The 24,248-nt window shown below is 30.7% G+C and carries 23 protein-coding genes, 1 tRNA gene and 1 pseudogene; 19 read left to right on the top strand and 6 right to left on the bottom strand.

The window, feature by feature from the left end; genetic code table 11:
- Positions 1-28: 28 nt before the first annotated feature.
- The 4 genes from nrfD to CQA76_RS01030 all read right to left on the bottom strand — a co-directional run bounded on the left by nrfD (position 29) and on the right by CQA76_RS01030 (position 6,300).
- Entirely contained in the window at positions 29-982 is a 954-nt protein-coding gene (nrfD, locus tag CQA76_RS01045) for an NrfD/PsrC family molybdoenzyme membrane anchor subunit (RefSeq protein ID WP_137621605.1), read from the bottom strand.
- Positions 975-1,544 carry a 4Fe-4S dicluster domain-containing protein gene (locus CQA76_RS01040; RefSeq protein ID WP_137621604.1) on the bottom strand — a complete coding sequence of 190 codons (570 nt, stop codon included), beginning with the start codon at positions 1,542-1,544 and terminating at the stop codon, positions 975-977. The genes nrfD and CQA76_RS01040 overlap by 8 nt, the downstream gene beginning before the upstream one ends.
- A gap of 9 nt (positions 1,545-1,553) precedes the next feature.
- On the bottom strand, positions 1,554-3,830 hold the full coding sequence (gene phsA, locus CQA76_RS01035) for a thiosulfate reductase PhsA (protein WP_137621603.1): 2,277 nt from the start codon (positions 3,828-3,830) through the stop codon (positions 1,554-1,556).
- Between the two features lie 220 nt (positions 3,831-4,050).
- Positions 4,051-6,300: an autotransporter outer membrane beta-barrel domain-containing protein gene (locus CQA76_RS01030; RefSeq protein ID WP_137621602.1), complete on the bottom strand. Its 2,250-nt coding sequence runs from the start codon at positions 6,298-6,300 to the stop codon at positions 4,051-4,053.
- Between the two features lie 135 nt (positions 6,301-6,435).
- Here CQA76_RS01030 and fdhD point away from each other — a divergent pair, with 135 nt between their 5' ends.
- The 7 genes and pseudogenes from fdhD to putP all read left to right on the top strand — a co-directional run bounded on the left by fdhD (position 6,436) and on the right by putP (position 13,402).
- Entirely contained in the window at positions 6,436-7,218 is a 783-nt protein-coding gene (fdhD, locus tag CQA76_RS01025) for a formate dehydrogenase accessory sulfurtransferase FdhD (RefSeq protein WP_137621601.1), read from the top strand.
- Positions 7,211-7,942 (top strand): winged helix-turn-helix domain-containing protein, encoded by a 732-nt coding sequence (locus tag CQA76_RS01020; protein WP_137621600.1) that lies wholly within the window; start codon positions 7,211-7,213, stop codon positions 7,940-7,942. Before fdhD ends, CQA76_RS01020 begins: the two co-directional genes overlap by 8 nt.
- A gap of 85 nt (positions 7,943-8,027) precedes the next feature.
- Positions 8,028-8,687: pseudogene (locus tag CQA76_RS09380) on the top strand (PDC sensor domain-containing protein); the annotation flags it as partial.
- Between the two features lie 327 nt (positions 8,688-9,014).
- Positions 9,015-10,133 (top strand): methyl-accepting chemotaxis protein, encoded by a 1,119-nt coding sequence (locus tag CQA76_RS09375; protein ID WP_408608964.1) that lies wholly within the window; start codon positions 9,015-9,017, stop codon positions 10,131-10,133.
- 77 nt (positions 10,134-10,210) lie between these two features.
- Positions 10,211-10,783 carry a sulfurtransferase-like selenium metabolism protein YedF gene (yedF, locus tag CQA76_RS01010; RefSeq protein WP_137621598.1) on the top strand — a complete coding sequence of 191 codons (573 nt, stop codon included), beginning with the start codon at positions 10,211-10,213 and terminating at the stop codon, positions 10,781-10,783.
- Between the two features lie 8 nt (positions 10,784-10,791).
- Positions 10,792-11,814 (top strand): selenide, water dikinase SelD, encoded by a 1,023-nt coding sequence (gene selD, locus CQA76_RS01005; protein WP_137621597.1) that lies wholly within the window; start codon positions 10,792-10,794, stop codon positions 11,812-11,814.
- 118 nt (positions 11,815-11,932) lie between these two features.
- Complete coding sequence (gene putP, locus CQA76_RS01000; protein ID WP_137621596.1) at positions 11,933-13,402, top strand: sodium/proline symporter PutP; 1,470 nt, start codon at positions 11,933-11,935, stop codon at positions 13,400-13,402.
- 27 nt (positions 13,403-13,429) lie between these two features.
- Here the strand turns inward: putP and gltS are convergent, their stop codons facing one another.
- Together gltS and CQA76_RS00990 are read right to left on the bottom strand one after the other, a co-directional pair.
- On the bottom strand, positions 13,430-14,620 hold the full coding sequence (gene gltS, locus CQA76_RS00995; RefSeq protein WP_137621595.1) for a sodium/glutamate symporter: 1,191 nt from the start codon (positions 14,618-14,620) through the stop codon (positions 13,430-13,432).
- Positions 14,617-15,489, bottom strand: coding sequence for a formimidoylglutamase (locus CQA76_RS00990; protein WP_137621594.1), 873 nt, complete (start codon positions 15,487-15,489; stop codon positions 14,617-14,619). The genes gltS and CQA76_RS00990 overlap by 4 nt, the downstream gene beginning before the upstream one ends.
- A 421-nt stretch (positions 15,490-15,910) precedes the next feature.
- Between CQA76_RS00990 and CQA76_RS00985 the strand changes: the two genes are divergently transcribed.
- The 12 genes from CQA76_RS00985 (at position 15,911) to CQA76_RS00930 (ending at position 24,241) form a co-directional block, all read left to right on the top strand.
- Positions 15,911-16,005: transfer RNA gene (locus tag CQA76_RS00985), tRNA-Sec, on the top strand.
- A 22-nt stretch (positions 16,006-16,027) separates the two neighbouring features.
- Positions 16,028-17,278 carry an adenylosuccinate synthase gene (locus CQA76_RS00980; protein WP_137621593.1) on the top strand — a complete coding sequence of 417 codons (1,251 nt, stop codon included), beginning with the start codon at positions 16,028-16,030 and terminating at the stop codon, positions 17,276-17,278.
- Positions 17,275-17,703: a flagellar export protein FliJ gene (locus CQA76_RS00975; protein ID WP_137621592.1), complete on the top strand. Its 429-nt coding sequence runs from the start codon at positions 17,275-17,277 to the stop codon at positions 17,701-17,703. The genes CQA76_RS00980 and CQA76_RS00975 overlap by 4 nt, the downstream gene beginning before the upstream one ends.
- Positions 17,696-18,214, top strand: coding sequence for a MotE family protein (locus CQA76_RS00970; protein WP_137621591.1), 519 nt, complete (start codon positions 17,696-17,698; stop codon positions 18,212-18,214). The genes CQA76_RS00975 and CQA76_RS00970 overlap by 8 nt, the downstream gene beginning before the upstream one ends.
- 59 nt (positions 18,215-18,273) lie before the next feature.
- On the top strand, positions 18,274-18,825 hold the full coding sequence (locus CQA76_RS00965) for a DUF507 family protein (RefSeq protein WP_137621590.1): 552 nt from the start codon (positions 18,274-18,276) through the stop codon (positions 18,823-18,825).
- 3 nt (positions 18,826-18,828) lie between these two features.
- Positions 18,829-19,947 (top strand): glutamine-hydrolyzing carbamoyl-phosphate synthase small subunit, encoded by a 1,119-nt coding sequence (gene carA, locus CQA76_RS00960; protein WP_137621589.1) that lies wholly within the window; start codon positions 18,829-18,831, stop codon positions 19,945-19,947.
- 7 nt (positions 19,948-19,954) lie between these two features.
- Positions 19,955-20,614: a sulfite exporter TauE/SafE family protein gene (locus CQA76_RS00955; protein ID WP_232364878.1), complete on the top strand. Its 660-nt coding sequence runs from the start codon at positions 19,955-19,957 to the stop codon at positions 20,612-20,614.
- Between the two features lie 142 nt (positions 20,615-20,756).
- Positions 20,757-22,223 (top strand): cytochrome-c oxidase, cbb3-type subunit I, encoded by a 1,467-nt coding sequence (gene ccoN, locus CQA76_RS00950; protein ID WP_137621588.1) that lies wholly within the window; start codon positions 20,757-20,759, stop codon positions 22,221-22,223.
- Between the two features lie 12 nt (positions 22,224-22,235).
- Positions 22,236-22,901: a cytochrome-c oxidase, cbb3-type subunit II gene (gene ccoO, locus CQA76_RS00945; protein WP_137621587.1), complete on the top strand. Its 666-nt coding sequence runs from the start codon at positions 22,236-22,238 to the stop codon at positions 22,899-22,901.
- A 4-nt stretch (positions 22,902-22,905) separates the two neighbouring features.
- The gene (locus CQA76_RS00940) at positions 22,906-23,169 is read left to right on the top strand and encodes a cytochrome c oxidase, cbb3-type, CcoQ subunit (RefSeq protein WP_137621586.1); all 264 of its coding nucleotides are present in this window, start codon (positions 22,906-22,908) and stop codon (positions 23,167-23,169) included.
- Entirely contained in the window at positions 23,169-24,032 is an 864-nt protein-coding gene (locus CQA76_RS00935) for a c-type cytochrome (RefSeq protein WP_137621585.1), read from the top strand. Before CQA76_RS00940 ends, CQA76_RS00935 begins: the two co-directional genes overlap by 1 nt.
- Positions 24,029-24,241 (top strand): DUF4006 family protein, encoded by a 213-nt coding sequence (locus tag CQA76_RS00930; RefSeq protein ID WP_137621584.1) that lies wholly within the window; start codon positions 24,029-24,031, stop codon positions 24,239-24,241. Before CQA76_RS00935 ends, CQA76_RS00930 begins: the two co-directional genes overlap by 4 nt.
- Positions 24,242-24,248: the final 7 nt, after the last annotated feature.

Here is a 24,248-nt window from a genome sequence, read left to right as displayed (position 1 = left end):
GTTTTAATTAATGTAGTATAAAACTACATTAATTAAAAATTTGTCCAGCATATAAAATAAACATTCTTAAAGCAAATACTCCAAGCATAACTGATATTGTGTTTATAAGTATGAAATTGATTTTGTAAGCATGATTTTTTAAAGCAGTGAGTGCGATAAAACTTGGAATAAATATTCCAAAGCCAACAACGCCAATCCAAAATACTCCAGCCCAAAAACCATGACTTAAACTTAATGTTGCAATTATGGCTTTTTCTCTACCTTGAAAATAAAGGCCTATAAAAAATGTAAATAAAAGCAAAAATTCAATAGGAACAACTCTTAAGTCCATAGTTAATAGGTATTTTGTTTTTTCTTTAGAAACTTCTTCTCTAAATAATAAAATTCCAAAACAAATACATGCAGCAATTCCGCTTGATAAACCACTAGCTAAAAATAAAATAGGTAAAATAGGGCTATTATAGAGAGGATAGGTTTGTATAGCGGAAAGTAAAAATCCCGTATAAATACCAACTCCTGCCGCTAGTGCAAATATTAGTCTTCCAAGCCAAAGAGAGTATTTTTCTAAAAAATCAAGAATCCCATTAAAAATATTAATAATACCGCCTAAAAAACTATGCTTTAAATTTGTTCTAAAGCGTAAAATCATGTAAATGATACATAAAGGAGTGTAAAAAAGCAAAAGTAAAACCCCTAAAGACATTACAGATTTAAAATTGTAGTGTATGAGCAATCGGTAAAAATTCCAAGGTTTGCTTAGATCGAAAATAAGTATAGTAAGTCCTATTATAATAGCTATTGGTCCGATTAACACTCCTGCTTTTACAAATGCATCCCAAGGTGTGGTACGCTTAGGATTCATCCATTCTACAAATAGTGCCGTTATCATAGCTCCAGAAGAAATTCCTGCTAAAAATAGATAAAATGCTATAGGCCAATGCCAAACAATAGTGGCGTTTTCAATTCCCCAAATTTCATTCATAGCTTATTTCTCCTTTCTTATTTGGTATGATAAAGAGTTTAGGTTTGGTACCTAGATGTTCTTTGCGACGAACATAGTTGTGATTATTTAAAACATCATAGATTGGATCTTTTGGATTATTTAAATCTCCAAAAATTAAAGCACTTGTCGGACAAACACTGACACAAGCCGGCTCTCCATAATTTTTTAAATGAGTATTCTTGCAAAAATTACATTTATTGGGAATTTTGGTTTTGGTATCTAAAAATCTTGCATTATAAGGGCAAGCACCTATGCAGTATAAGCAACCTACACACTTGTCAGAATCAATATCTATAATGCCATTTTCATCTATAAAGGAAGCATGTGTTGGACAAACTGAAACACAAGGAGCGTCTTCGCACATTTGACAAGAAAATCTTTCAAAATCAAAGATTAAATTCGGAAATAAACCTTTAGGGCCTTGAATTTTAACTCTTAATCTATAAAGTCCATCTGGCACTTTATTTTCACTTCTGCAAGCTATAGAGCAAGACTGACAACCTATGCAAAGTTGAGAATTAAAAACCATTGCGTATTTCATAGTTAACTCCTATATTTTCTCAATATTAACACCAATAGTATGAACACTATTGCCACTTACAGGTGATATGGTATCAGCTAACAAATGGCTTGCACTAATTCCTTTTTTATAGGAAATTTGTTGCCATTTACTTGTATGTCCAAATCCAAAATAGCCAAAAAGAGTATCTTCTCTAATTCCTATAGTAGGCAAAACATCAGCAATTTGTTCACCGAATTTGCTTTTTATTTTTATTTTATCCCCCTTTTTTAGATTAAGTTTATTAGCTATATTTTGATTAATCCAAACGGCATTGTGATCCATAAGATGATTAAGCCATGGAACATTTGCTGTGTGAGCATTTGTATGTACTGCTACTTTTCCTTGTATAAAATAAAATTGCTCATCTTTCGTTTTTAATTTAGGATCGTTAAAACTTAAACCACCGCGTTTGCAAGCTTTTTCCAATACTTCATCAAAAAGTTCGATTTTACCACTTTCGGTTTTACATTTCATCAATTCACTAAATTCTCCATCTTTGTCAAGAAATTGTTTAGAGAGTGGATATTTTTCTATAAATTTAGCAATACTTTCTTTATCTCTTGCTAGAAGTGGGATGCTATAGCTTAAAATACCTTTATTTTTTAATTCAAAAATTTCTTCAGGATATTCAAAGGCTTGTTTCATTCTAAAATCTTCTATATCCTTATATGGGAAGAATTTATCTAAACCCATTTTTTCAGCTAATTCTTTATAAATTTGAGATGAAGCTTTAGTATCACCTATCGGTTCTAATACTTTTTGCCTGACCTGATAGCCAGGATTTTTTCCATTGTGTGATAAAAATTGTTCATCTCTTTCAAGATAGGTAGATTCCGGTAGAATAATATCTGCATATTGCGCACTATCGCCTAGATAGATATCAACGCAGACAAATAATTCAAGTTTTTTTAAAGCCTCGACGACTTTTTGTGATTCGTTTATTGTCATAACCGGGTTGGATCGAGTGATGAAAAGCCCTTTAACCGGATAGGGATTTTCATTTAAAATTGCATCAAAAACTTTGCTATAGATTCCGCGACTTTTAGAAATTTTGCTAAATTCTCCTCTTTTAATATCAACTCCATCAATGCGTGGTATATTTGGAGCCGAAATTTTAGGTAAAATAGATCCCTTAAATTCTGGTGCCACTTTTTGACAAGCTATTTTATTGTAAAGTGACGCGCTTTTTGGAAAATACATTCCTCCTTCGCTTTCTATATTTCCTAAGAGTGCGTTTGCAATTGCTATAGCTCGACGAAGTTCTATTTCTTCAGAGCTGAAAGTAGATCGGTGTCCATAATCAACAATGCAATGAGGTGCAAATGAAGCACATTCTTTAGCTAAGGAAACAATTTTTTCAGCACTTATATCGCAATAAGGTGCCATTTTTTCAGGTGTATAATCTTTAACACTTTCTTTAAGTTTGTCAAATCCTATTGTATATTTTTCAATAAATTTTTTATCATATAGTTCGTTAAATATTAAAGTATGAACGAAAGCTAGCATAAAAGCTACATCTCCACCAGGTTTTATAGGCAGCCATTCATTAGCTTTGGAAGATAATATGGAAAATCTTGGATCTAAAGATATAAGTTTAGCACCTTTAGATAAGGCTTTTGTTATATCTCTTACATAAGAAATTACAATTCCTTCATAAACATTGTGTCCAAAATTAAGCATAAATTTGGTATTACTATAGTCCCTACTTAAGGAACTAGTTCCATAAACACTTTTTAATGCGGTAGTATAACTTGATGGGCAAGTACAACCATGGTCAAAAATATTTGGAGAACCATAAGCATAAGCAAATTGATTTAAAAAAATTTGTTCAGGTCCAGATTTAGCAGCGAATGCAACACTTTGAGGTTCGTAATTTTGCTTAAGTTCATTGAGTTTTTTAGATATAAAATCATAAGCTTCTTCCCAGCTTATCTCTTTCCATTTTCCTTCGCCTTTCTCTCCAACTCTCATTAAAGGTTTAACAAGGCGCTTTGGATCAAAAAGTTGATTTACTCCAGAACCTCCTCTTGCACAAATTTTACCTTCTGTAGATTTTGAAAAATTATTTCCTTGTATGAAAATATTTTTATTGTCATCCAATCGTACTTCTATAGGGCATCTTGTGCTACACATTTCGCAAATACTCTTGACAAATTTTTTCGAGCTTTTTATTTCACCATTGAAAGCACCTAGAAGTCCAGGCATGCTTAAAACAATAGAACCTATCCCTGTACATTTAAGAAAATCTCTTCTATGGATACTCATGGTCTCTCCTAAATATTTTATTTAATATTTATTAATTTAATATAATAATATATAAATTTATTTAAATATATATTAAATTTTTATGATTTTGTATTTTTGTATAATTTAAGATATTAACTTAATAAAAGAGTGAGTTTTTAAGCTTGATTGAAAATAATTATTAAAGTTTAGGGCTTGTTAAGCCCTAATTTATAGAAGAAGTTTTTGCATTCATTAAAAATTAAAACTTATATTTAAGTCCTACTTGACCGCTTAAATAAGTTTCGTTTTTGTTATCAACTTTACCGGCTAAAATTTGCTTAGCACCTAAACCAACATTCATGCTTAATTGTTCAGTGAAATCTATATTTCCGCCCACAATGACTTGTCCATAAGTTTTTTTCTTATTGTTTGCTTCAACGCTAGTGAAAAAAGCATTGTTTATGGATAAATTGGCTGTGTAGTCATCTCCATTATTTACAATAAATTGCTCAATCTTTGGAGTAGCAAAAATATAAGATTTTTCATTGATATATTTTCTGAATTCTGCTCCTATTTCAAGACTTGCAGAATTATTTCTCATAGAATCAATATCCTTAGCAATAGCACCATTTTCTGTATGAGATGGGGTATAGCTTAAGTAGTAATTTACTCCAGCAAATGGCTTAACAAAGAAAGTGTTATCGCTAAAATCAAACACGCGACCAGCATTAGCACTAAGACCTAAAAATTTGTTTGTATAACTTGAATCATAAGCACCATCTACTTGTATATGATCTTGATCTGTTGGAGAAATTTGAGCGTAAGCTTTTAGACCAATTTCCCATTGCGGAGCTATGTTGATACTTGAATAAAGTCCTAATTGGAAATTATCACTTTTTTGTTCTAAAGCATTGTCTTTAATCTTAGCGTTTGCATAGGTAAAATACATACCTAATAAAACTTGATCGTTTGCTTGCTTATCTAAACCTATGGTTGCACCATACATTGCACCGCTATCTCCATCGATGATATTTGCACCACCAAAAGCATTAGCCCAAACACTTTGAGTATAATCATTTACATAACTTGGCCTTATATCGCTTTCTAAAGCAGCAAATTTAAGCCCACTCATTTTAGACGCATAGTTTCCAAAAGGGTTATTTAGCATAGCTACTCTTTGACCTATTGAAACGTCATTAGCCACATTCATTGTTGTATTTACAGAGCTTGAACTTGAGTTTAGGCTAGAGACGGATTTGCCTGTATCATCAGTGTCTTTTTTGATATTAAGAGCGAGTTTTATACCCTCTCTACTTGCTAAGTCAGCACCTATACTTCCTAATTGATCTGTGATAGATCGAAGGGCTAAAACAGAAGCTTTATCATTAGGATTTAGATTAGGTGCTACAAGATCAAGATACTTGCTATCGTCTATTTTGCCACCATTGCTTTGTGCTTCATCGATGAGTTTTTGAATTTCTTGTTTTTGCTTTTCTAGTTCAGCTTTAGCTTTCTCCCATTCGTCTTTCTGTGATTCATCATCATGGTATGTTTGTTTTAACAATGTATCAATCATAGCTACATCTACTTTTAATTGAGTGAGTTTATCTTTAGCGGCATTGGTTGCGCCCCCATTGATAACTAAACATTGATTTCCACCACAATCTTTAATGCTTAATTTATAATTCACCAAAGGATCAAATTCTTTACTATCTGAAACATCTATAATATATCCAGATTCTAAAGAATCTTGTGATATAAAATTTGCATTTGGAACATAATCATTTATAAATTTTAAAAGCCATGCACTTGCGAAATTGCTTTTTTCTAAAATATCTTTATTGAAATTTTTAGCCTGAATCATTACAACATCGTGTGCCCCCAAATCAGTATAGGAACGTTTTACAAGTTTAAAATCCGAATTAGAAAGATTGGCATTGCCTTTTACTTTGATAAAATTACCATAAGTTGCAAACACTGTTGCATCGGCTGTAAGATTTCCATTGATATTTAAACTACCATTATAAGCTATATCACCTGATCCGTCATCATTAAAAAGCAAGATCATTGAGCCACCTTCTTCTCCTATTACTTCTCCTACTCCTTTCATCTCTAAATTTCCATTGATGGTTGAAGGTTTGAAAGCTTGTAGGATAATATTTTGTGTTTTGATATCTTTAGCACTTAGATTGAAATTAGTTATATAAGTCTCTTTATTGGGATCATCTTGTGTGAAAGATAGGGTATGATCTCCCAAATCAATATTAAGATTAGGCGTTTCATTTTTTTGTTCAGGCCAATCATCTGGCAAGCCAAGATCGTTGCTAAATTTAAAAGTTAAATCCTGATTTTTGTAAGAATCTTTTAAATAAACATTATCATCACCATCAAATGTGAAATACTCTGGAAATTGTTTTGGATCATACAAGACTATTTCCTGTGAGAAGCCACTAGAATAAAGCAAAGTAGCTACACCTATACTGAGTAAAATTTTACTCTTTTTTGTCATAAATAACTCCTTTCTAATTATATAATATTAAAATTGAGAAATGTATTATACCCCCCCCCATAAATTTAAACTTAAATTATTAAAATATTTACTTTTTCGATATAATATTTGCAGTTTATTTTTTAAGAGATACTAATGGAACCTTTATTTACAACTCAAATTTTAAAATACAAAGGCGATGAAGCTTTTACTTGTGATGATACTTTAGTGCGTGAAATCAAGCTTGAAATTTTTATTAATGGCGAAAGAATCGGTGCTTTAATGGCAACGCCGGTTGATGAACAGGCTTTAGCGGTGGGGTATTTGATGAGTGAAAATATCATCGCTAGAGTGGAAGATATCCAAAAAATTGAAAGTAAAGATGATGGCATGAGTGTGCATATTGAAGCAAAAATTGATCAAGAAAATCTTGCTAAACTCAATGTCCAAGGAGTCGTGATCAGCGGTTGCGGTAGAGCACACACGGCTAATATTGATATAGAAAATATTGAAGCCATGAAAATAACTTCCAAAACTCAATTTAGTAAAGATTATATCTTAAAACAAATGAGTCAATTTTATACTCAATGTGATTTATATGAAAAAACAGGATGTGTGCATACAGCTAAGCTTTTTTTTGATGAAAAAACGTTTTTTATCGGAGAAGATATTGCTCAACATAATACTATAGATAAGGCTTTAGGAAAGGCAAGATTAGCCGGAGTTAAACTTGATCAGTGTTTTTTAATGGTAAGCGGTCGTTTAAGTTCTGAAATGGTTGCTAAAACGATTATGCATAGAGTGCCAATTTTGGTTTCAAGAACGGCTCCTACTTGCTTGGGTGTGATGATAGCAAGAAAATTTGACTTAAGTCTTTGTGGTTTTGCAAGAGAAGATAAGATCAATATTTATAGCGGAGATTTTCGAATTCATGGATGATAAAAAAATACTCTCTTATATGAAAGAAATGCTAAATAGCAATGAAAAATTAGATTGCGGAACAGCTTTTAAAATAGCGAAAAAATTTTCAAAAAATATTGAAGAAATAGGTAAGCTTGCTAATGAAAATAATATCAGAATTGATAATTGTGAATTGGGTCAATTTGGGCATTTGGATTTTGAAAAAGGAAAAATTGAAGTCTTAAAAGAATTAGAACCTAAGCTCGATCATAAAAGAAGAATTTTTTGTGAAGAAGCTAGAGAGATCGCCCAAAAAAGTTGCGGTTTAAAAAGTATGCGTTCAGCTTTAAAAGCATATAAAATTGATGTGAAATATTGCAAACTTGGTTGCTTTAAGGAGAAAAAAGGAAAGCAATTTGTTATTAGAACTAAAACTTGGATTGAAAATTCAGATGGAGATTTGCTTTTTGGTAAAGGAAAAACTGAACTTTTGGAACTAATAGGACAAACGGGAAGTTTGTTGCATGCTTCTAAACTGATGGGGATAAATTACAAAAAAGCATGGATGCATCTACAGGTTTTGCAAAAAAATTCTCAAGAAATTTTAGTAAGCACAAAGCAAGGTCGCTCGAAAGAATCAGGAACAAAATTAACTCCTAAAGCTATAGAGCTTATGGAAAATTTTGCTATTTTGCAAAAAGATATAGAAGAGTATGCTAATAAACGTTTTAAAGAATTATTTTTAAAGTATAAAAAAAATTGACTCGATTTTAAGCTTATTTTTTCTATAAAAATAATATAATTTTAATTTTCTAATATTTAATTTAAATTATCAGAGGTTTAAATCAATGTTCAGATCTTTAAATATTGCTTCAAAATTAATTTTATCGGTTGCAATTATTATTATATTGGGATTAGTGTTTTTAATTTTTTTAATTACAGAACGAGTAAGTGAAAATATTACTAAAAGTACCGAAAATATTATTTCGGCTACTTCAGAAGAGTACTCAGCTCATGTTCAAGGTATGTTTAATGAAATGATAGCTTTAAACAAAAGTGAAGCTTATACTCTTACAGAAATGTTTAAATCTACGGATAAGGATGATTTGGACATTGATAGTATCACAAATATTCTCACCAATCTTTTTGATAATAGTGCTTATTCGAGTTTTACCTATTTATATTTGTTAGATCCACCCGCATACTTTAAAGATGAGAGTAAATTTTTTAATACCAAAAGCGGTAATTTCATTATTCTTTATACCGATAAAGAGATTAATAAGCGTGGTGGTATTGAGATAGTTCAATCTACTGATGATATTTTAAATTTTCCAGCAGTCCAAGATATTTTGCACAATGCAAAGTATGGAGAAGATCAAACCTATATAGGTAGAAGTATTAAGATGAATTTAGATGGAAAAGATTTTAATGGTTTAAATATAGCTATGCCAATTTTTGGAAAACAAAACAAGCTTGTAGGTGTTGCGGGTTTGATTTTAGATTTGGAAACCATCACCAATTATTTACTTGATTCAAAGTCATTTCTTTTTAACGGTCAGTTAAATGTTTTATTAAATTCAGAAGGTTATATAGCAGTTCATCCAAATAGAAATTTAATACTAAAAAATCTTACACAAGTTAATAACAGAGGAGAAGAAACAGAAAGTGTTTATAAAGCTTTAGCTAGAGGCGAAAATGGAATTTTTAATTATGTGTCTTCAGCTGGTGCTGATTCTTACGCTAGCCTAAGTAGTTTTAAAGCCGGTAATTCTTCCTGGAGTATTATAGTAACAGCACCTAAAAGTTCTATTTTTAAACCTTTAAGAGAACTTCAAATGGTTATTGTCGGTGCTTCATTAGTATTTGTAATTTTGGTTTTATTTGTTATTTATTATTGTATTAGAAAAATTATTGGAGTTAGACTCCCTGTAATTTTAAATTCTTTAGAGTCATTTTTTAAATTTTTAAATTATGAAAAAATTGAACTTAAACCTATTGCAATTTATGCTGATGATGAAATCGGTACTATGGGTAAGATGATTAATGCCAACATAGAAAGAACAAAATCTTCTTTAAAACAAGATCAAGAAGCCGTAGATGAGTCTGTTCAAACAGTTAAGGAAATAGAAAGTGGAAATTTAACAGCTAGAATTTCAAAAATTCCTACCAATCCTCAGCTTATAGAACTTAAAAATGTTCTAAATAAAATGCTCGATGTATTGCAAAATAAAATTGGTTCTGATATGAATAAAATTAATAAAGTTTTTGATAGCTATAAGGCACTTGATTTTAGTATTTCTATTGACAATGCACGAGGAGAGGTTGAACTTACAACAAATATTTTAGGCGAAGAGATTAGAAAAATGCTCGTAACTTCTTCGAAATTTTCTAAAGAATTGGCTTCTCAATCTGAAGAATTGAAAACTTCTATGCAGAAATTAACAGAAAGTTCAGATATTCAAGCACAATCACTGGAACAAAGTGCGGCAACAATAGAACAGATCAATCATTCTATGCAGGGTATTAATGAAAAAACTTTAGAGGTTGCTAATCAAGCAGATGATATTAGGAATATAGCTAGTGTTATTAAAGATATTGCAGAACAAACCAATCTTTTGGCCTTAAATGCTGCTATAGAAGCCGCACGTGCAGGAGAACATGGACGTGGCTTTGCAGTTGTAGCTGATGAGGTGAGGCAGCTTGCTGAAAGAACAGGAAAATCTTTAAGTGAAATTGAAGCTAATATTAATATATTAGTGCAAAATATTAACGAAGTTGCAGGATCTGTTAAAGAACAAACCATAGGAATTACACAAATCAATGATACTATTATCAAACTCGAAGGCGCAACTAGAGAAAATGCTGAAATTGCAAATACCACAAATCATATCACAAGTGAGGTAAATCATATAGCTAATGCGATTTTAGAGGATGTAAACAAAAAGAAATTTTAACAATTTAAGAGTAATTACAAGATTATCTAAATAAAATTATGCTTATTTTTAAGTATAATTTTATTTAAGGAAAAATAATGAAAATCGATTGTAAAAATCTTGATTGCCCTAAACCTGTCGTTGAAACAAAAAAAGCTCTTGAAAATTTAAACAATGGAGAAAGTTTAGAAATTGTTTTAAATTCTATTATTTCCAAAAATAATGTTTTAAAATTTTTAAATTCCTTAAATTTAAACCCTAGCTTTAAAGAATATCAGGATGAAATCATTGTTTATGTTGAGAAAAAAGAAGTGGATTTAAATAAAACTAATCCTAATGAATATAGCATTTTATTTTTGAAATCCGATAAAGTGGGTTGTGGGGAGTTAGGAGAGAATTTATTTGTTGGTTTTTTGGAAACTTTAAAAAATATTGAAAATATTCCAAGTAAAATTATTTGTGTGAATGAAAGTGTTTTAGTAAATACAAATAAGGATCATAAAGCACATATGGCTATGAAAGAATTAGAAAATTTAGGAGTAGAGATTATAAGTTGTGGAGCTTGCTTGGAATTTTTTAGCAAAACTAAAGAATTAAAAATAGGTTCTATTGGAAATGCTTATGAGATTGTCAATGAACTTTTTGGAAAAGCAAAAATCATTACCTTATAGGAAGAGTTTTGGAATATAAAAATCAAAATTTAACGCATTTTGTAAAAGCGGCAGGTTGAGCAGCAAAATTAAGCCCGGGCGGTCTTAAAACAATTTTAAATTTTATGCAAAAATCTCCAGCTTTACTTAGCGATATCGGCAATAATGAAGATGCGAGTGTTTATAAAATCAGTAATGATTTAGCACTCGTGCAAACGTTAGATTTTATCACGCCTATAGTAGATAGTGCTTATCATTTTGGTGCCATTGCTGCAGCTAATGCCCTTAGTGATGTATTTGCTATGGGGGCTGAAGTGATAAATGCTTTAAATATAGTAGGATTTGACACTAAAAATCACTCTTTAGAGATATTGCAAGAAATTTTAGAGGGCGCTAATGATAAGGTGCGTGAATGTGGTGGAGTTATTGTTGGTGGCCATACGATTGAAAGCTCGGAATTATTTTTTGGACTTAGCGTCACTGGTAAAGTTCATCCTGATAAATTTATCGCTAATAATACTGCTAAAGAAGGGGATAAAATTATTTTAACTAAGCCTTTAGGAACTGGAATTTTAAGTACGGCTTTAAAGGCGAATTTTTTACAAGAAAAGCATTTAAATATTATGCTTGAAAATATGATGAGTTTAAATTATAAGGCCAGTCAAATTGCAATTGAATTTAAAGTAAGTGCAATAAGCGATGTTACGGGTTTTGGGCTTTTAGGACATTTAAAAGAAATGCTAAATGAGAACATTTCTTTTGAAATTTTTGAGAGTGAAATTCCTTTTTTACAAGGAACAAAAGAATATTTTAATATGGGCTTAATTCCAGCAGGTGCTTATAAAAATTTAGAATTCATTCAAGAAATTTATCCTACTTTTAATGAGGAGAAATTATTGCTTTGCGATCCTCAAACTTCTGGAGGATTATTGATAGCAGTAACCGAAAATCAATCTTCTAAATGTCTGCAATCATTAAAAAATGAAGGAATTGAAGCTTGTATTATTGCTCAGTGTGTTTCAGCACAAAAAGATAAGTTTATTTTTTGTTAATTTTTTTTATTTTACAATAAAATAACTTTTGCAAAAATTTCAATATTAGCAAATTGTAAAACGTTAATGCAGATTTTATAATGAAACAAAATTAGAATATTTACTTAAGGGATAAGATATGGAAAACGTTTATATGGGCGTACCAATTATTATAATATTTTTAATTTATACAATTTTAATGCTTTACATTGGTTTTTATTTTTATAAACAAAATAAAAATACTGAAGATTATTTTTTAGGCGGTCGTTCTATGGGTCCTGTGATCTCTGCGCTGAGTGCAGGAGCTTCTGATATGAGTGGTTGGCTTTTAATGGGTTTGCCAGGGGCCTTATATGTAAGCGGTTTTGTGGATTCTTATATTGCGATTGGACTTACTATAGGGGCTAGTTTTAATTGGATTTTTGTAGCAAAAAGACTTAGAATTTATACGAGTGTGATTGCAAATTCTTTGACAATTCCTGATTATTTTGAAACAAGGTTTGATGATGATAAACACATACTTCGTATCGTATGTGCTACGATAATTTTAATATTTTTTACTTTTTATGTTTCCTCTGGGCTTGTCAGCGGTGCAAAACTTTTTGAAAGCACTTTCGGAATAGCTTATGAGTACGCATTAACCATGGGAACAATCATTATAGTGGCTTATACTTTTTTAGGTGGATACAAAGCTGTTTGTTGGACAGACATGATTCAAGGACTTTTAATGATAGCTGCTTTAATTATCGTACCTTTAGTCATGCTTTTTCATTTAGGTGGTTTTAATGAGGCAATGAATATAGTCAAAGAAATTAAACCAAATGCTTTATCTATGGGCGAAGGAGTAGGAGTTATAAGTATTATATCTGCACTTGCTTGGGGATTAGGATATTTTGGACAACCTCATATTTTGGTTCGTTTTATGTCAATTAGATCGATCAAAGATATTCCTATGGCTACATTTATAGGTATTGTTTGGATGGCAATTTGTCTTTTAAGCGCTTGCATGATAGGTATTTTAGGAATTGCTTATGTGTATAAATTTGAGTTAAGCTTACAAGATCCTGAAAAGATTTTTATACTCATGTCTCAACTTTTATTCAATCCTTGGATAGCAGGTATTTTACTCTCTGCAATTTTAGCAGCTATTATGAGTACTGCAAGTTCTCAACTTCTTGTATCAAGTTCTACGATTGCAGAAGATTTTTATAAAAAAATCTTTAGAGAAGATGCACCCGCTCATGTGGTTTTAAATTTAGGCAAGATAGGTGTTTTACTAGTGTCTATTATAGCATTTTTAATTTCTACAGATAAAAATTCAAGTGTTTTAAGCATTGTTTCTTATGCATGGGCGGGATTTGGTGCAAGTTTTGGTTCGGTGATGCTTTTTTCCTTGTTTTGGGGCAGGATGACAAGAATAGGTGCTATTTTAGGTATGATAACTGGTGCTGTTGTGGTGGTTTTATGGAAAAATTTTGCCAATTCAGATCTTTATGAAATAGTTCCAGGATTTTTAGCAGCTTCGGCAATGATTATTATTGCAAGCTTACTTACAAATGTTCAATCAGGAACAAAAGCTGCATATGAAAGAATGCTAAAAGAACTTTAAAAATATTCTCGCAAATTGCGAGAATATTTATGCAAAAAGATTAATTAAATAAGTATTTAAAGGTATGGCTAACATATCAATTAAAACAGCACCACATAAGGGTACAATCAAAAAGGCTTGTTTGGAAACTAAGCCATATCTAGTACAAACTGCATTCATATTTGCTACCGCATTTGGCGTTGCACCTAAACCATGTCCCATAAGTCCTGCACACATAATTGCACTATCATAGTTTTTTCCACATAGTCTAAAAACTACAAAAATTGCGAAAAATAATAAAAACAAAACTTGCACCATTAAAGTTATAAAAAGGGGCGCGGCAACGGCACTTAGTTCATTGATTTTTAAACTCATCATGGCCATGGTTAAAAAAATACCAAGGCTTAATTCACTTATAGTATCTATGGTATATTGGTTAAGTTTAAAAATGTTAAAAATATCATTAATATTTCTTACAACAATAGCAATTAACATAGCCCCAACATAGCTAGGTAGAGAATATCCACTAAAATGTGTAAATTTAGAACTCAGATAAAATCCAATACATATAATACATAATATCAAAAATAAAGATTTTAGAAAATCTTTATAGCTTGCAATATGAATTTCATGTTTTAAAGGATCTGTATCTTTAATATCTTGGTTTGTTGTGATTTTTAATTTATGTTTGTTTATAAGATATCTTGCTACAGGTCCTCCAAGTAAGGAACCAGAAATTAACCCAAAAGTTGCAGCAGCTATGGCTAAAACTTTGGCATTGTTTAAATCACTTAATTCCTCAACCATACCACCAAAAGCTATGGCATTGCCATGTCCTCCTTCTAAAGAAACAGAGCCGCATAAAATTCCATATAATTTATTTAAATCAAATAAACTCATCATAGAAATGCCAATAACATTTTGCATCAGTGCCATAAACCAGCAACAGCTAAGATAGATTAAAAGCATTGTTCCACCTACTTTTAAGAGTTTAAAACTCCCACTTAATCCTATTACAGTGAAAAAAGCTACCATTAATGGGGTTTGCAAACTTGTATCAAAATCAATTTTTACTTCAATAAAGCTTAAAAGCCAAACCACTATACTCACCAAAAATCCACCTATAACAGGTGATGGAATGCAAAATTTTTCCAAAATTAAGAAGCGTTTTTTTAAAAACATTCCAAACAATAAAACTCCAATACTAATAGCTAATACGCTCAAGCTTTCAAATTTCATATCTCTCCTTTACTTAGTAAAAAATACGCTAGATAAGCAACTAACCTTGCAGTGTGATTATCTATATCAAATTTAGGGTTAAATTCACAAATATCTGCTAAAAAAACTTTTTTACTTTCAAAAATAAGTTTTAACAAGAGTAAAATTTCTTTCAAATTGATGCCAAATATGGCAGGAGCACTTACACCAGGTGCAATGCTTTGAGAAAATACATCCACATCTATACTTAAATAAATAATATCATTTTGTTTTAAGAAATTATCAATAGCTTTTGTAGATTTTTCAAATTCATTATCCAAAACATAATCTGCTTTTATATCTTTCATAGTTTGAAAAAGTGCTTTTGTATTGGATATTGTGCTTGCACCTAAGCAAAGATAAGAAAAATGGTAATTATTTTTTCTTGCGTATTCATAAGCTTTGTAAAAAGAATTGCCAGAAGTATGCAATTTTTGAATTCTTACATCAAAATGTGCATCAAAATTGATCACTCCTACGCTTTTTTTATAATCCAAAAGTGCTTTAATGGGAGCCAAAGAGGTTTCATGCCCGCCGCCTAAAATCACACCATAATGATTATTATGTAAAATTTCTAAACACTTACAATAAAGCAAATCATCACCTATTTCCAAGGTATCAAAATTTTCAATATCTCCTAAATCTTCAAAATCAAAATCATCATGGATGGCAAAATTTGCCATATTTTTTCTTATGATTTTTGGAGCTAATTCACTTCCTATTCTACCATGATTTCTTTGTACTCCTAAAGATGAGCAAAAGCCCAATAATTTATTCTTCGAAGAATTATTTAGACACTTAAATAATCTTTTATGGATAATCTCATCACCATCATTTCTTCCTTGCCACATGTTTCTCCTTCTTAGCCTAATTATTATACTGAATAGTGTTTTAATATTTTGTTATAAATAGAGCAAGTTATAATTTTTTGTGTATTTTAGTAACAAAATTTCTCCTTATAGGTGATAATATTTCACATAATTAAGATTTTTGATATAGTTTTCATTATATTTTAAAATATTTTTAAGCTTTGTAATAATGAGATCATTGTAGATATTATCTTATGATCAATGAAAGAAGATTTTACATAAAAACCAATCAAAAAGTGTATTTTAGTGGTTACGATATCATTAAAATTTTGATATTATAAAAACTCAATAAAAAATAAAACTATATCTTACAAATTTTAACATAAAGTCGAAAATTTTAGTTTTTATAAATATTGATAAATTTATTTTGTTTTTCATTAAAAACCGGTATAATTATAACTTTGGAAGATTAGCGTATCTGGTGATCGCCACTGACTTCAAATCAGATGAAAGGGTAGCTGGCTATTCTTTGGGGAGTTCGATTCTCTCATCTTCTCGCCGTAAAAAAGGATTTGTTGTAATGAGTAAAGCAGATATTGTTGTTGGCATTCAATGGGGAGATGAGGGAAAAGGCAAAATAGTTGATAAGCTATGTCAAAACTATGATTTTGTTTGTAGAAGTGCAGGCGGACATAATGCAGGGCATACTATTTGGGTGGATGGAGTAAGATATGCACTTCATTTAATGCCAAGTGGTGTGTTAAACCCAAAATGTATTAATATTATAGGAAATGGAGTTGTGGTTTCTCCTGAAGTTTTAATCGCGGAAATGGCACAATTTGAAAATTTAAAAGGCAGATTATATATAAGCGATAGAGCGCATTTAAATTTAAGACACCATTCTTTAATAGATATTGCAAAAGAAAAACTTAAAGGTAAAGATGCTATAGGAACAACTGGAAAAGGTATAGGTCCTTCTTACGCGGATAAAATCAATCGTATAGGGCGTAGAGTGGGCGAACTTCTAGATCCTCAAAGACTTCATAATGCTTTAATGAAGGATTTTGAATTGGATAAAAGTTATTTAGAATTTTTAGGCGTTGAAATCCCTGATAGTGATGATTTATTAAACGATCTTAAACGTTTTAGTGAAATTTTAACTCCTTATATTACAGATACGACTAGAATGCTTTGGAAAGCTTTAGATGAAGATAAAAAAGTTCTTTTAGAGGGAGCACAAGGATCTATGTTAGATATCGATCATGGAACTTATCCCTATGTAACAAGTTCGAGTACAGTTTCGGCAGGCGCTTTGATTGGGCTTGGCTTAAATCCTAAAGAAATAGGAAATATTATAGGTATAGTAAAAGCTTACACAACTAGAGTGGGCAATGGAGCCTTTCCTACTGAAGATAAAGGTGAGGATGGAGAAAAAATTGCACGCATCGGCAAAGAAATTGGTGTAAGTACTGGACGTAAAAGACGTTGTGGATGGTTTGACGCTGTTGCGGTAAAATATACAGCAAGATTAAATGGTTTAGATGTTTTATCTTTAATGAAACTTGATGTTTTAGATGGTTTTGAAAAAATAAAAATTTGTCGTGCCTATGAATACAATGGAATGGAAATAGATTATGTTCCGAGTGACTTAGAAAATGCTAAACCTATTTATGAAGAAATGGATGGTTGGGATAAAGTTTTTGGTATAAGAGATTATGATTTGTTGCCAGAAAATGCTAAAAAATATATTGCAAAATTAGAAGAATTATGCGGTATTAAGGTAAAATATATTTCAACAAGTCCAGAAAGAGAAGATACCATCGTTTTATGAAAAGTAGATATAATTCTGTTGTAAAAGTAAAAAAGCAGCAACTTGATAAAGCGGAGTCAAATTTAAATCAGGCCAAGCAAAGGCAGATTGAAAATGAAAAAATACTTGAACTTTCCAAAAAAGAATGCGAGAGTTTAAACATTTTGCCAAAATCAGGTTCAGTGGCGGAATTAAGATCAAATTTGGCCATGAGACAAGTTGGAAGAGACACTTTGGCTAGAGCTAAAGAAAAAGTAGAACTTTCCAAAAAAGAAATGGTTCATTATCAATTTTTATATCAAAAGGCTCATTTGGATTATGAAAAAATGAAAGTTTTAGAAGCAGAAGAAATTAAACAAAAACAAAAAGAACTTGCTAAGCTTGAAGAAAAATTTCTTGATGAAATAGCTATAAGTCGTTTTTTTAATAAGGAAAAATATGAATAAAAAAGTGTTTTTTTTAATCGTTTGTCTAAACGTAGTTTTTGGTGCTGAACAAAATTGTGAAGAGTATTTTGAGGCTAGAAAGGCGCAATTAGAATTACAAACGAAAGAATTTGATGAAGCCAGGCAATCTTTAGAAGCTTACAAGGCATCTTTTGAAGCTTTGCAAAAGGAAAGATTGGAAGAACTAGCCAAAAAAGAAGCTGAAGTGAATGCAACTTTAGCACAGATTCAATCTTTAAAAGATCAAAATGCTAAATTGCTAGAAGAACAACAAAACATTTTAAGTTCGATTAATAAAAAGACAGAAGGCAGGGTAAAAGAAATTTATTCCCAGATGAAAGATACGGCTATAGCTGATGTATTAAGTCAAATGGATGCTGATGATGCAAGTAAAATTATGTTTTCATTAGAATCTCGTAAAATTTCAGGAGTTCTTTCTAAAATGGATCCTAAAAAAGCGAGTGAATTAACTTTATTGCTAAAAAATATAGACAATAATAAAACTCATTAAATTTGTTTTTTAACATAAATATATTATTATTTTAAGATTATTATTTAAAAGGTTGAAAAATGCGTATAAAATTGCCACATATACCTTATATTACAAATAAAATAGTCTTAGATTTAGCTAATTCTTCTTTTGTTGAGATTAAGAGTAATATGGAAGAATTAAATCCTTGTATTAGGAAAATTTTAGAAAATGATGTCTTTAATGAAAGAAAATTAGATGAAAGAACTAAAGAGCTTTTAGAAGAACAAGAAGATGAAATGGAGCTTATGCAAGTTGATAGAAAAAATATGTTTTGGCTTGTCAAAAAAAAACTTGCACCACAATTTGATGTTATTGTAAATTTAGAAGATCGTCATAATCGTTTAGCACACAGGATTTTAGAAGAGCTTATAGAAAATGATTATATTAATTTTATAGTTAGCGAAAATAGGGTAAAAAATTTAATTTTTTCTAGTATAGAGAATTATCTTAAAATTTATGAAAATTTAGAAGATGAGGTATATGAAAAAATAAGTAATTATAAAACCAAACCCATTCCAGGTAGTGAAGAATATGAGTTAATCTTTGAAAAGCTTTATCAAGAAGAACTTAGAAAAAGAGGAATGTTTTAAATTATGAAAGCTTATGTTTATTTAGAAAATGATATTTTTTTAACAGCTAAAGCTTTTGGCAAAAATGGAACTTTTTTTGGGGAGTTAGTTTTCAATACTTCTTTAACTGGATACCAAGAGATAATATCTGATCCTTCTTATGCTGGGCAATTCATCGTTTTTTCTATGCCAGAGATTGGTATAGTAGGAACTAATGATTGTGATAATGAGAGTAAAGAGGTGTTTGCAAGTGGTATTTTAATACGCGAATTGAGTTCTACTTTTTCTAATTTTCGTGCTAAGCAAAGTTTGGATGAGTATTTGAAAAAACATGGAAAAATAGGAATATATGATCTTGATACAAGATATTTAGTTAAAATGATTAGAGATTTTGGAAATTTAAGAGCTATTATTTCTACTGAAATTTTTGATAAAGAAGAATTAAAATCAGCTTTAGAAAAATCGGCAAAAATTGATGAAGTTAATTTTGTTAAAGAAGTCAGCACAAAACGATCTTATGTTCATAAACAAGGCGTTTGGAATCATACTACTCAAAGTTATAATGAGGCTAAAAGAAGCACAAAAAAGGTTGCTGTTATTGATTATGGAGTAAAAATTAATATTTTAAATGAGCTTGTCGAAGCAGGTTTAGAAGTAGAAGTTTATCCTTACAATGTCAAAGCACAAGAACTTATAGAGCTTTATAAAAAAGGTGAAATTCAAGGAGTATTTCTTTCTAACGGCCCTGGAGAGCCAAAAATTTTAAAACAAGAAATTGCGGAAATTAAAAAAATAGCTAAAGCTAATATCCCAATACTAGGTATTTGTTTAGGACATCAACTTCTAAGCAATGCCTTTGGTTATGAAACTTATAAAATGAAATTTGGACAGCATGGAGCAAATCATCCTGTTATTAATTTAAATAATAAAAGCGTTGAAATTACAGCACAAAATCATAATTACAATGTTCCTGAAGAACTTTGTGAAGTAGCTTACATTACACATCGTAACCTTTTTGGAGATAATGTTGAGGGTGTTAAATATAAAGAATATCCAATTATATCAGTTCAACATCACCCAGAGAGTTCATCTGGTCCTCATGAAAGCAAGTATATTTTTAAAGAATTTATTGATTTAATGTGAATTTGGTTTGTTAGATTTTGATTTTTTAGTTATTTTTAGTGTAGCATTTCTGTCAAGTTTTGGACATTGTTATTCTATGTGTGGCGGTTTTAATTTGGCTTTTATGAGATTAAATTCAAATCGGAAAAATTTATTCTCTTTGACTTTTTTGTATCAGTTGTCTCGAATTTTAGCTTATGTTTTTTTAGGAGTTTTTTGCGGAATTTTCGGAAATATATTAGCTATTAATGCTAAAATTCAAAGCTTGTCATTTTTTATTATTGGTATCTTTATGATTGTTTTAGGTTGTGCCTTAATTTTTAGAGGATATTTTCTTGCTTTAATTGAAAATCATATTTTTGTAAATTTATTAAATGGTTTTATTAGAAAGTCTATAAAATTTAAAGGCATTAAATCAGCAATTATTTTAGGTTTTTTAAATGGTTTTATGCCTTGTGGTCTAGTTTATTTTTATTTGGCAGACTCAATAAAAAGAGAAAATATTTTAGAAAGTATGTGTGTAATGTTAATTTTTGGATTATCGACTCTTCCAGCCATGTTATTTTTTGTAAAAGTATCACAATTTTTAAGTGAAATTTTAAAAAAAATATTTAACTATACTGCTTATATAATTATTATAATTTATGGATTACATCTTGCTTACTCCGGTTTTATGGCTTTTAGATAATTTAAATTTAATCATTTATGTAATTTTTTACTAAATCATAAAAAATAACAAATGATTAATAAAATCATATTTTTTAAGAAAAAATGTATAATTAGTGTTATATAATGTAATTCGTTATTTAAAATTCGAAGGAGAAAAATCCATGCATCCAGGTAATGCACTAAACTATGATTATACGGTTGCAAGATATTTTATGTTTGCAACTATATTGTTTGGTATTATTGGTATGACCATTGGAACTTTAATAGCTTTTCAAATGGCGTATCCTAATCTAAACTATTTAGCGGGAGAGTATGCAACTTTTTCAAGGCTAAGACCATTACATACTTCAGGTGTCATTTTTGGTTTTATGCTTTCAGGAATTTGGGCAACTTGGTATTATATAGGACAGCGTGTTCTTAAGGTGAGTATGGCTGAATCAAAAACTTTAATGGTTATAGGTAAACTCCATTTTTGGCTTTATATGATTACTATGATTTTGGCTGTCATTTCTTTATTTTTGGGTATAACTACTTCCAAAGAATACGCAGAACTTGAATGGCCTTTAGATATTTTAGTTGTTCTTGTTTGGGTGTTATGGGGTATGAGTATTTTTGGTCTTATTGGTATTAGACGTGAAAAAACTCTTTATATCTCTCTTTGGTATTATATAGCAACTTTTTTGGGTATTGCTATGCTTTATCTTTTTAATAATATGGAAGTTCCAACTTACTTTGTCACAGGTATGGGAAAATGGTGGCACAGCGTATCAATGTATGCGGGAACTAATGATGCTTTAGTTCAGTGGTGGTATGGGCATAATGCGGTTGCTTTTGTATTTACTGTTGGAATTATTGCTCAAATTTATTATTTTCTACCAAAAGAAAGTGGCCAACCAATTTTTTCTTATAAACTTTCTTTATTTGCATTTTGGGGATTAATGTTTGTTTATCTTTGGGCAGGTGGACACCACTTGATTTATTCAACCGTTCCTGATTGGATGCAAACTATGGGCTCTGTGTTTTCAATTGTTCTTATTTTGCCTTCTTGGGGTTCAGCAATAAATATTATGCTTACAATGAAAGGTGAGTGGAGTCAGCTTCGTGAAAGTCCATTGATTAAATTTATGATTCTAGCTTCGACTTTTTATATGTTTTCAACTTTAGAGGGACCAATTCTTTCTATAAAATCTGTCAATGCTTTAGCGCATTTTACGGATTGGATTCCAGGACATGTGCATGATGGAACATTAGGTTGGGTAGGCTTTATGACTATGGCAGCGCTTTATCATATGACTCCTAGGGTATTTAAAAGAGAGCTTTATAGTAAATCTTTAATGGAAGTTCAATTTTGGATTCAAACTACAGGTATAGTTCTTTATTTTGCTTCAATGTGGATAGCAGGTATTACTCAGGGTATGATGTGGAGAGCGACAGACGAGTATGGTAACTTGCTTTACAGCTTTATTGATACTGTTGTGGCTATTATTCCTTATTATTGGATTAGAGCAATTGGTGGGTTATTGTATCTTATTGGTTTTTTCATGTTTACTTATAATATTTATAAATCGATTGCTTGCGGAAGAGTGCTTGATAAAGAGCCAAAAAGCGCTTCACCTATGGCAGTATAAGAAGGAGAAAATATGTTTAGTTGGTTAGAAAAAAATCCGTTCTTTTTTGCTGTAGCTGTTTTTGTTGTGATTGCTTATGCTGGAATTGTTGAGGTTTTACCAAATTTTACAGAAAATGCAAGACCTATTGAAGGCAAAAAACCTTACACGGTTTTACAACTTGCAGGGCGACATATTTATATAAAAGAGAGTTGTAATGCCTGCCATTCTCAACTTATACGTCCATTTAAGTCTGAAACCGATCGCTATGGTATGTATTCGCTTAGTGGCGAATTTGCTTATGATAGACCTTTTTTATGGGGATCTAAGAGAACTGGTCCTGATTTAATGCGTGTGGGAGGTTATAGAACTACTGATTGGCATGAAAATCATATGTGGGAGCCTACTTCAGTGGTGCCAAATTCAATTATGCCTGCTTATAAGCATATGTTTAAAGATAATGCTGATATAGAAACAGCCTATGCTGAAGCTTTAACGGTGAAAAAAGTTTTTAATGTGCCTTATGATGTAGAAAATGGTACCAAACTTGGTTCTTGGGAAGATGCCCAAGCCGAAGTTAAAGCTGAAGCTCAAGCTATAGTTGATCAAATGAAAAATGAAGAAGTGAAAAAAGCATTTGCTAGAGGTGAAATTAAAGAAATCGTCGCTTTAATTGCCTATTTAAATAGTTTAAAGTAAAATTATGGAACATTTATCAATTATTTTTGATGTGGTTAAGAATTTAATCACCTTTAATTTGGCAGCAGTTCAAAAACATGAATGGGAAATTTTTCAAGGATATGGATTTTTTTTTCTTGTAATGTTTTTATCAATAGTTTTATATACTTATTGGTATCATCTTTATAAAGTAGAAAAAAATGGCGAGAGAAATTATGAAAAATATGCAAGTCTTGCCTTGAGTGATGATATTAATGATAGCGTTTTAGAAAATAAAAGGAGTGCTTAATGCAATGGTTAAATTTAGAAGATAATATTAATCTATTATCTTTAATTGGAGCGGTTCTTATTGTTCTAATCACACTTGTAATCGTGAGTAGAATGTTTAAAAAAATGAAAGAGAAGAAAGAAGAGGCGAATCTTAGTGAGCATCAATGGGATGAAATAGGCGAATATAAAAATCCTATTCCAACTGGTTGGGCTGTTGTCTTTTTTCTTGCTATTGTTTGGGCAATTTGGTATTTTTTATGGGGATATCCTTTAAAATCTTTTTCAAGTATAGGGCAATATAATGAAGAAGTTAAAGCCTATAATGTTAAATTTGAAGAAAAATTTAAAAATTTGTCCTCCAAAGATAAAATAGCTATGGGTCAAAATATTTTTTTAGTTCAATGTTCTGCTTGTCATGGAATTACTGCCGATGGAATTAATGGAAAAGCTCAAAATTTAAATATTTGGGGTAGCGAACAAGGTATAATAGATGTTATTAAACATGGTTCTAAAGGTATGAATTTTCCAGGAGGAGAAATGCCGGCAGCAGCTGATTTAGGAATAGCACAGGAAGATATTCCAGCAATTGCTGCTTATGTTGCAAAGGATATTTCAGCTATTAAGAAAACAAAAGATGAGGGATTGGTTGAAAAAGGTAAGCAAGCTTATGCAACTTGTGCAAGTTGTCATGGTGAAGATGGAAAAGGTCAAGATGGGATGTTCCCTGATCTTACAAAATATGGTTCAGCAGCATTTGTAGTAGATGTTTTACATAGCGGTAAAAAAGGTTTTATAGGAACTATGCCGGTATTTTCTACGCTAAATGATATCCAAAAAGAAGCTGTTGGTGAATATGTAATTTCTCTTTCAAGGGGTGAATAATGGAAAACACAAATAGATGCGTATTTTCTTTATCTGGAATAACTGGTATGTTAATAGCTACTGTATTATTACTTTCGATTTTAGTTGTTTTGACAATTTTGGGTCTTAAAGCACAGCAACAAGTAATGCAAAAGCCTTATAGTCTTAAAGACATTCAAAGTGTTAAAATGTTTGGTTCAAAAGAGCAAGATCATAGAATTATAAAATAAAGGAAAT

It is taken from the genome of Campylobacter aviculae (assembly GCF_005406215.1).
In the GTDB taxonomy this organism is placed as follows: Bacteria; Campylobacterota; Campylobacteria; order Campylobacterales; family Campylobacteraceae; genus Campylobacter_D; species Campylobacter_D aviculae.
This window is presented reverse-complemented; position numbering and strand designations above follow the sequence as displayed.

Bases quoted from the DNA above. Each gene is read 5' to 3' on its own strand.
- gltS (WP_137621595.1), bottom strand. From the start codon at position 14,620: ATGAAATTTGAAAGCTTGAGCGTATTAGCTATTAGTATTGGAGTTTTA.
- CQA76_RS00940 (WP_137621586.1), top strand. From the start codon at position 22,906: ATGGAACATTTATCAATTATTTTTGATGTGGTTAAGAATTTAATCACC.
- CQA76_RS09375 (WP_408608964.1), top strand. From the start codon at position 9,015: ATGGTTATTGTCGGTGCTTCATTAGTATTTGTAATTTTGGTTTTATTT.
- fdhD (WP_137621601.1), top strand. From the start codon at position 6,436: ATGGAACCTTTATTTACAACTCAAATTTTAAAATACAAAGGCGATGAA.
- phsA (WP_137621603.1), bottom strand. From the start codon at position 3,830: ATGAGTATCCATAGAAGAGATTTTCTTAAATGTACAGGGATAGGTTCT.
- CQA76_RS00935 (WP_137621585.1), top strand. From the start codon at position 23,169: ATGCAATGGTTAAATTTAGAAGATAATATTAATCTATTATCTTTAATT.
- yedF (WP_137621598.1), top strand. From the start codon at position 10,211: ATGAAAATCGATTGTAAAAATCTTGATTGCCCTAAACCTGTCGTTGAA.
- ccoO (WP_137621587.1), top strand. From the start codon at position 22,236: ATGTTTAGTTGGTTAGAAAAAAATCCGTTCTTTTTTGCTGTAGCTGTT.
- ccoN (WP_137621588.1), top strand. From the start codon at position 20,757: ATGCATCCAGGTAATGCACTAAACTATGATTATACGGTTGCAAGATAT.
- CQA76_RS01020 (WP_137621600.1), top strand. From the start codon at position 7,211: ATGGATGATAAAAAAATACTCTCTTATATGAAAGAAATGCTAAATAGC.
- carA (WP_137621589.1), top strand. From the start codon at position 18,829: ATGAAAGCTTATGTTTATTTAGAAAATGATATTTTTTTAACAGCTAAA.
- CQA76_RS01030 (WP_137621602.1), bottom strand. From the start codon at position 6,300: ATGACAAAAAAGAGTAAAATTTTACTCAGTATAGGTGTAGCTACTTTG.
- CQA76_RS01040 (WP_137621604.1), bottom strand. From the start codon at position 1,544: ATGAAATACGCAATGGTTTTTAATTCTCAACTTTGCATAGGTTGTCAG.
- CQA76_RS00980 (WP_137621593.1), top strand. From the start codon at position 16,028: ATGAGTAAAGCAGATATTGTTGTTGGCATTCAATGGGGAGATGAGGGA.
- CQA76_RS00990 (WP_137621594.1), bottom strand. From the start codon at position 15,489: ATGTGGCAAGGAAGAAATGATGGTGATGAGATTATCCATAAAAGATTA.
- putP (WP_137621596.1), top strand. From the start codon at position 11,933: ATGGAAAACGTTTATATGGGCGTACCAATTATTATAATATTTTTAATT.
- CQA76_RS00975 (WP_137621592.1), top strand. From the start codon at position 17,275: ATGAAAAGTAGATATAATTCTGTTGTAAAAGTAAAAAAGCAGCAACTT.
- nrfD (WP_137621605.1), bottom strand. From the start codon at position 982: ATGAATGAAATTTGGGGAATTGAAAACGCCACTATTGTTTGGCATTGG.
- CQA76_RS00965 (WP_137621590.1), top strand. From the start codon at position 18,274: ATGCGTATAAAATTGCCACATATACCTTATATTACAAATAAAATAGTC.
- CQA76_RS00970 (WP_137621591.1), top strand. From the start codon at position 17,696: ATGAATAAAAAAGTGTTTTTTTTAATCGTTTGTCTAAACGTAGTTTTT.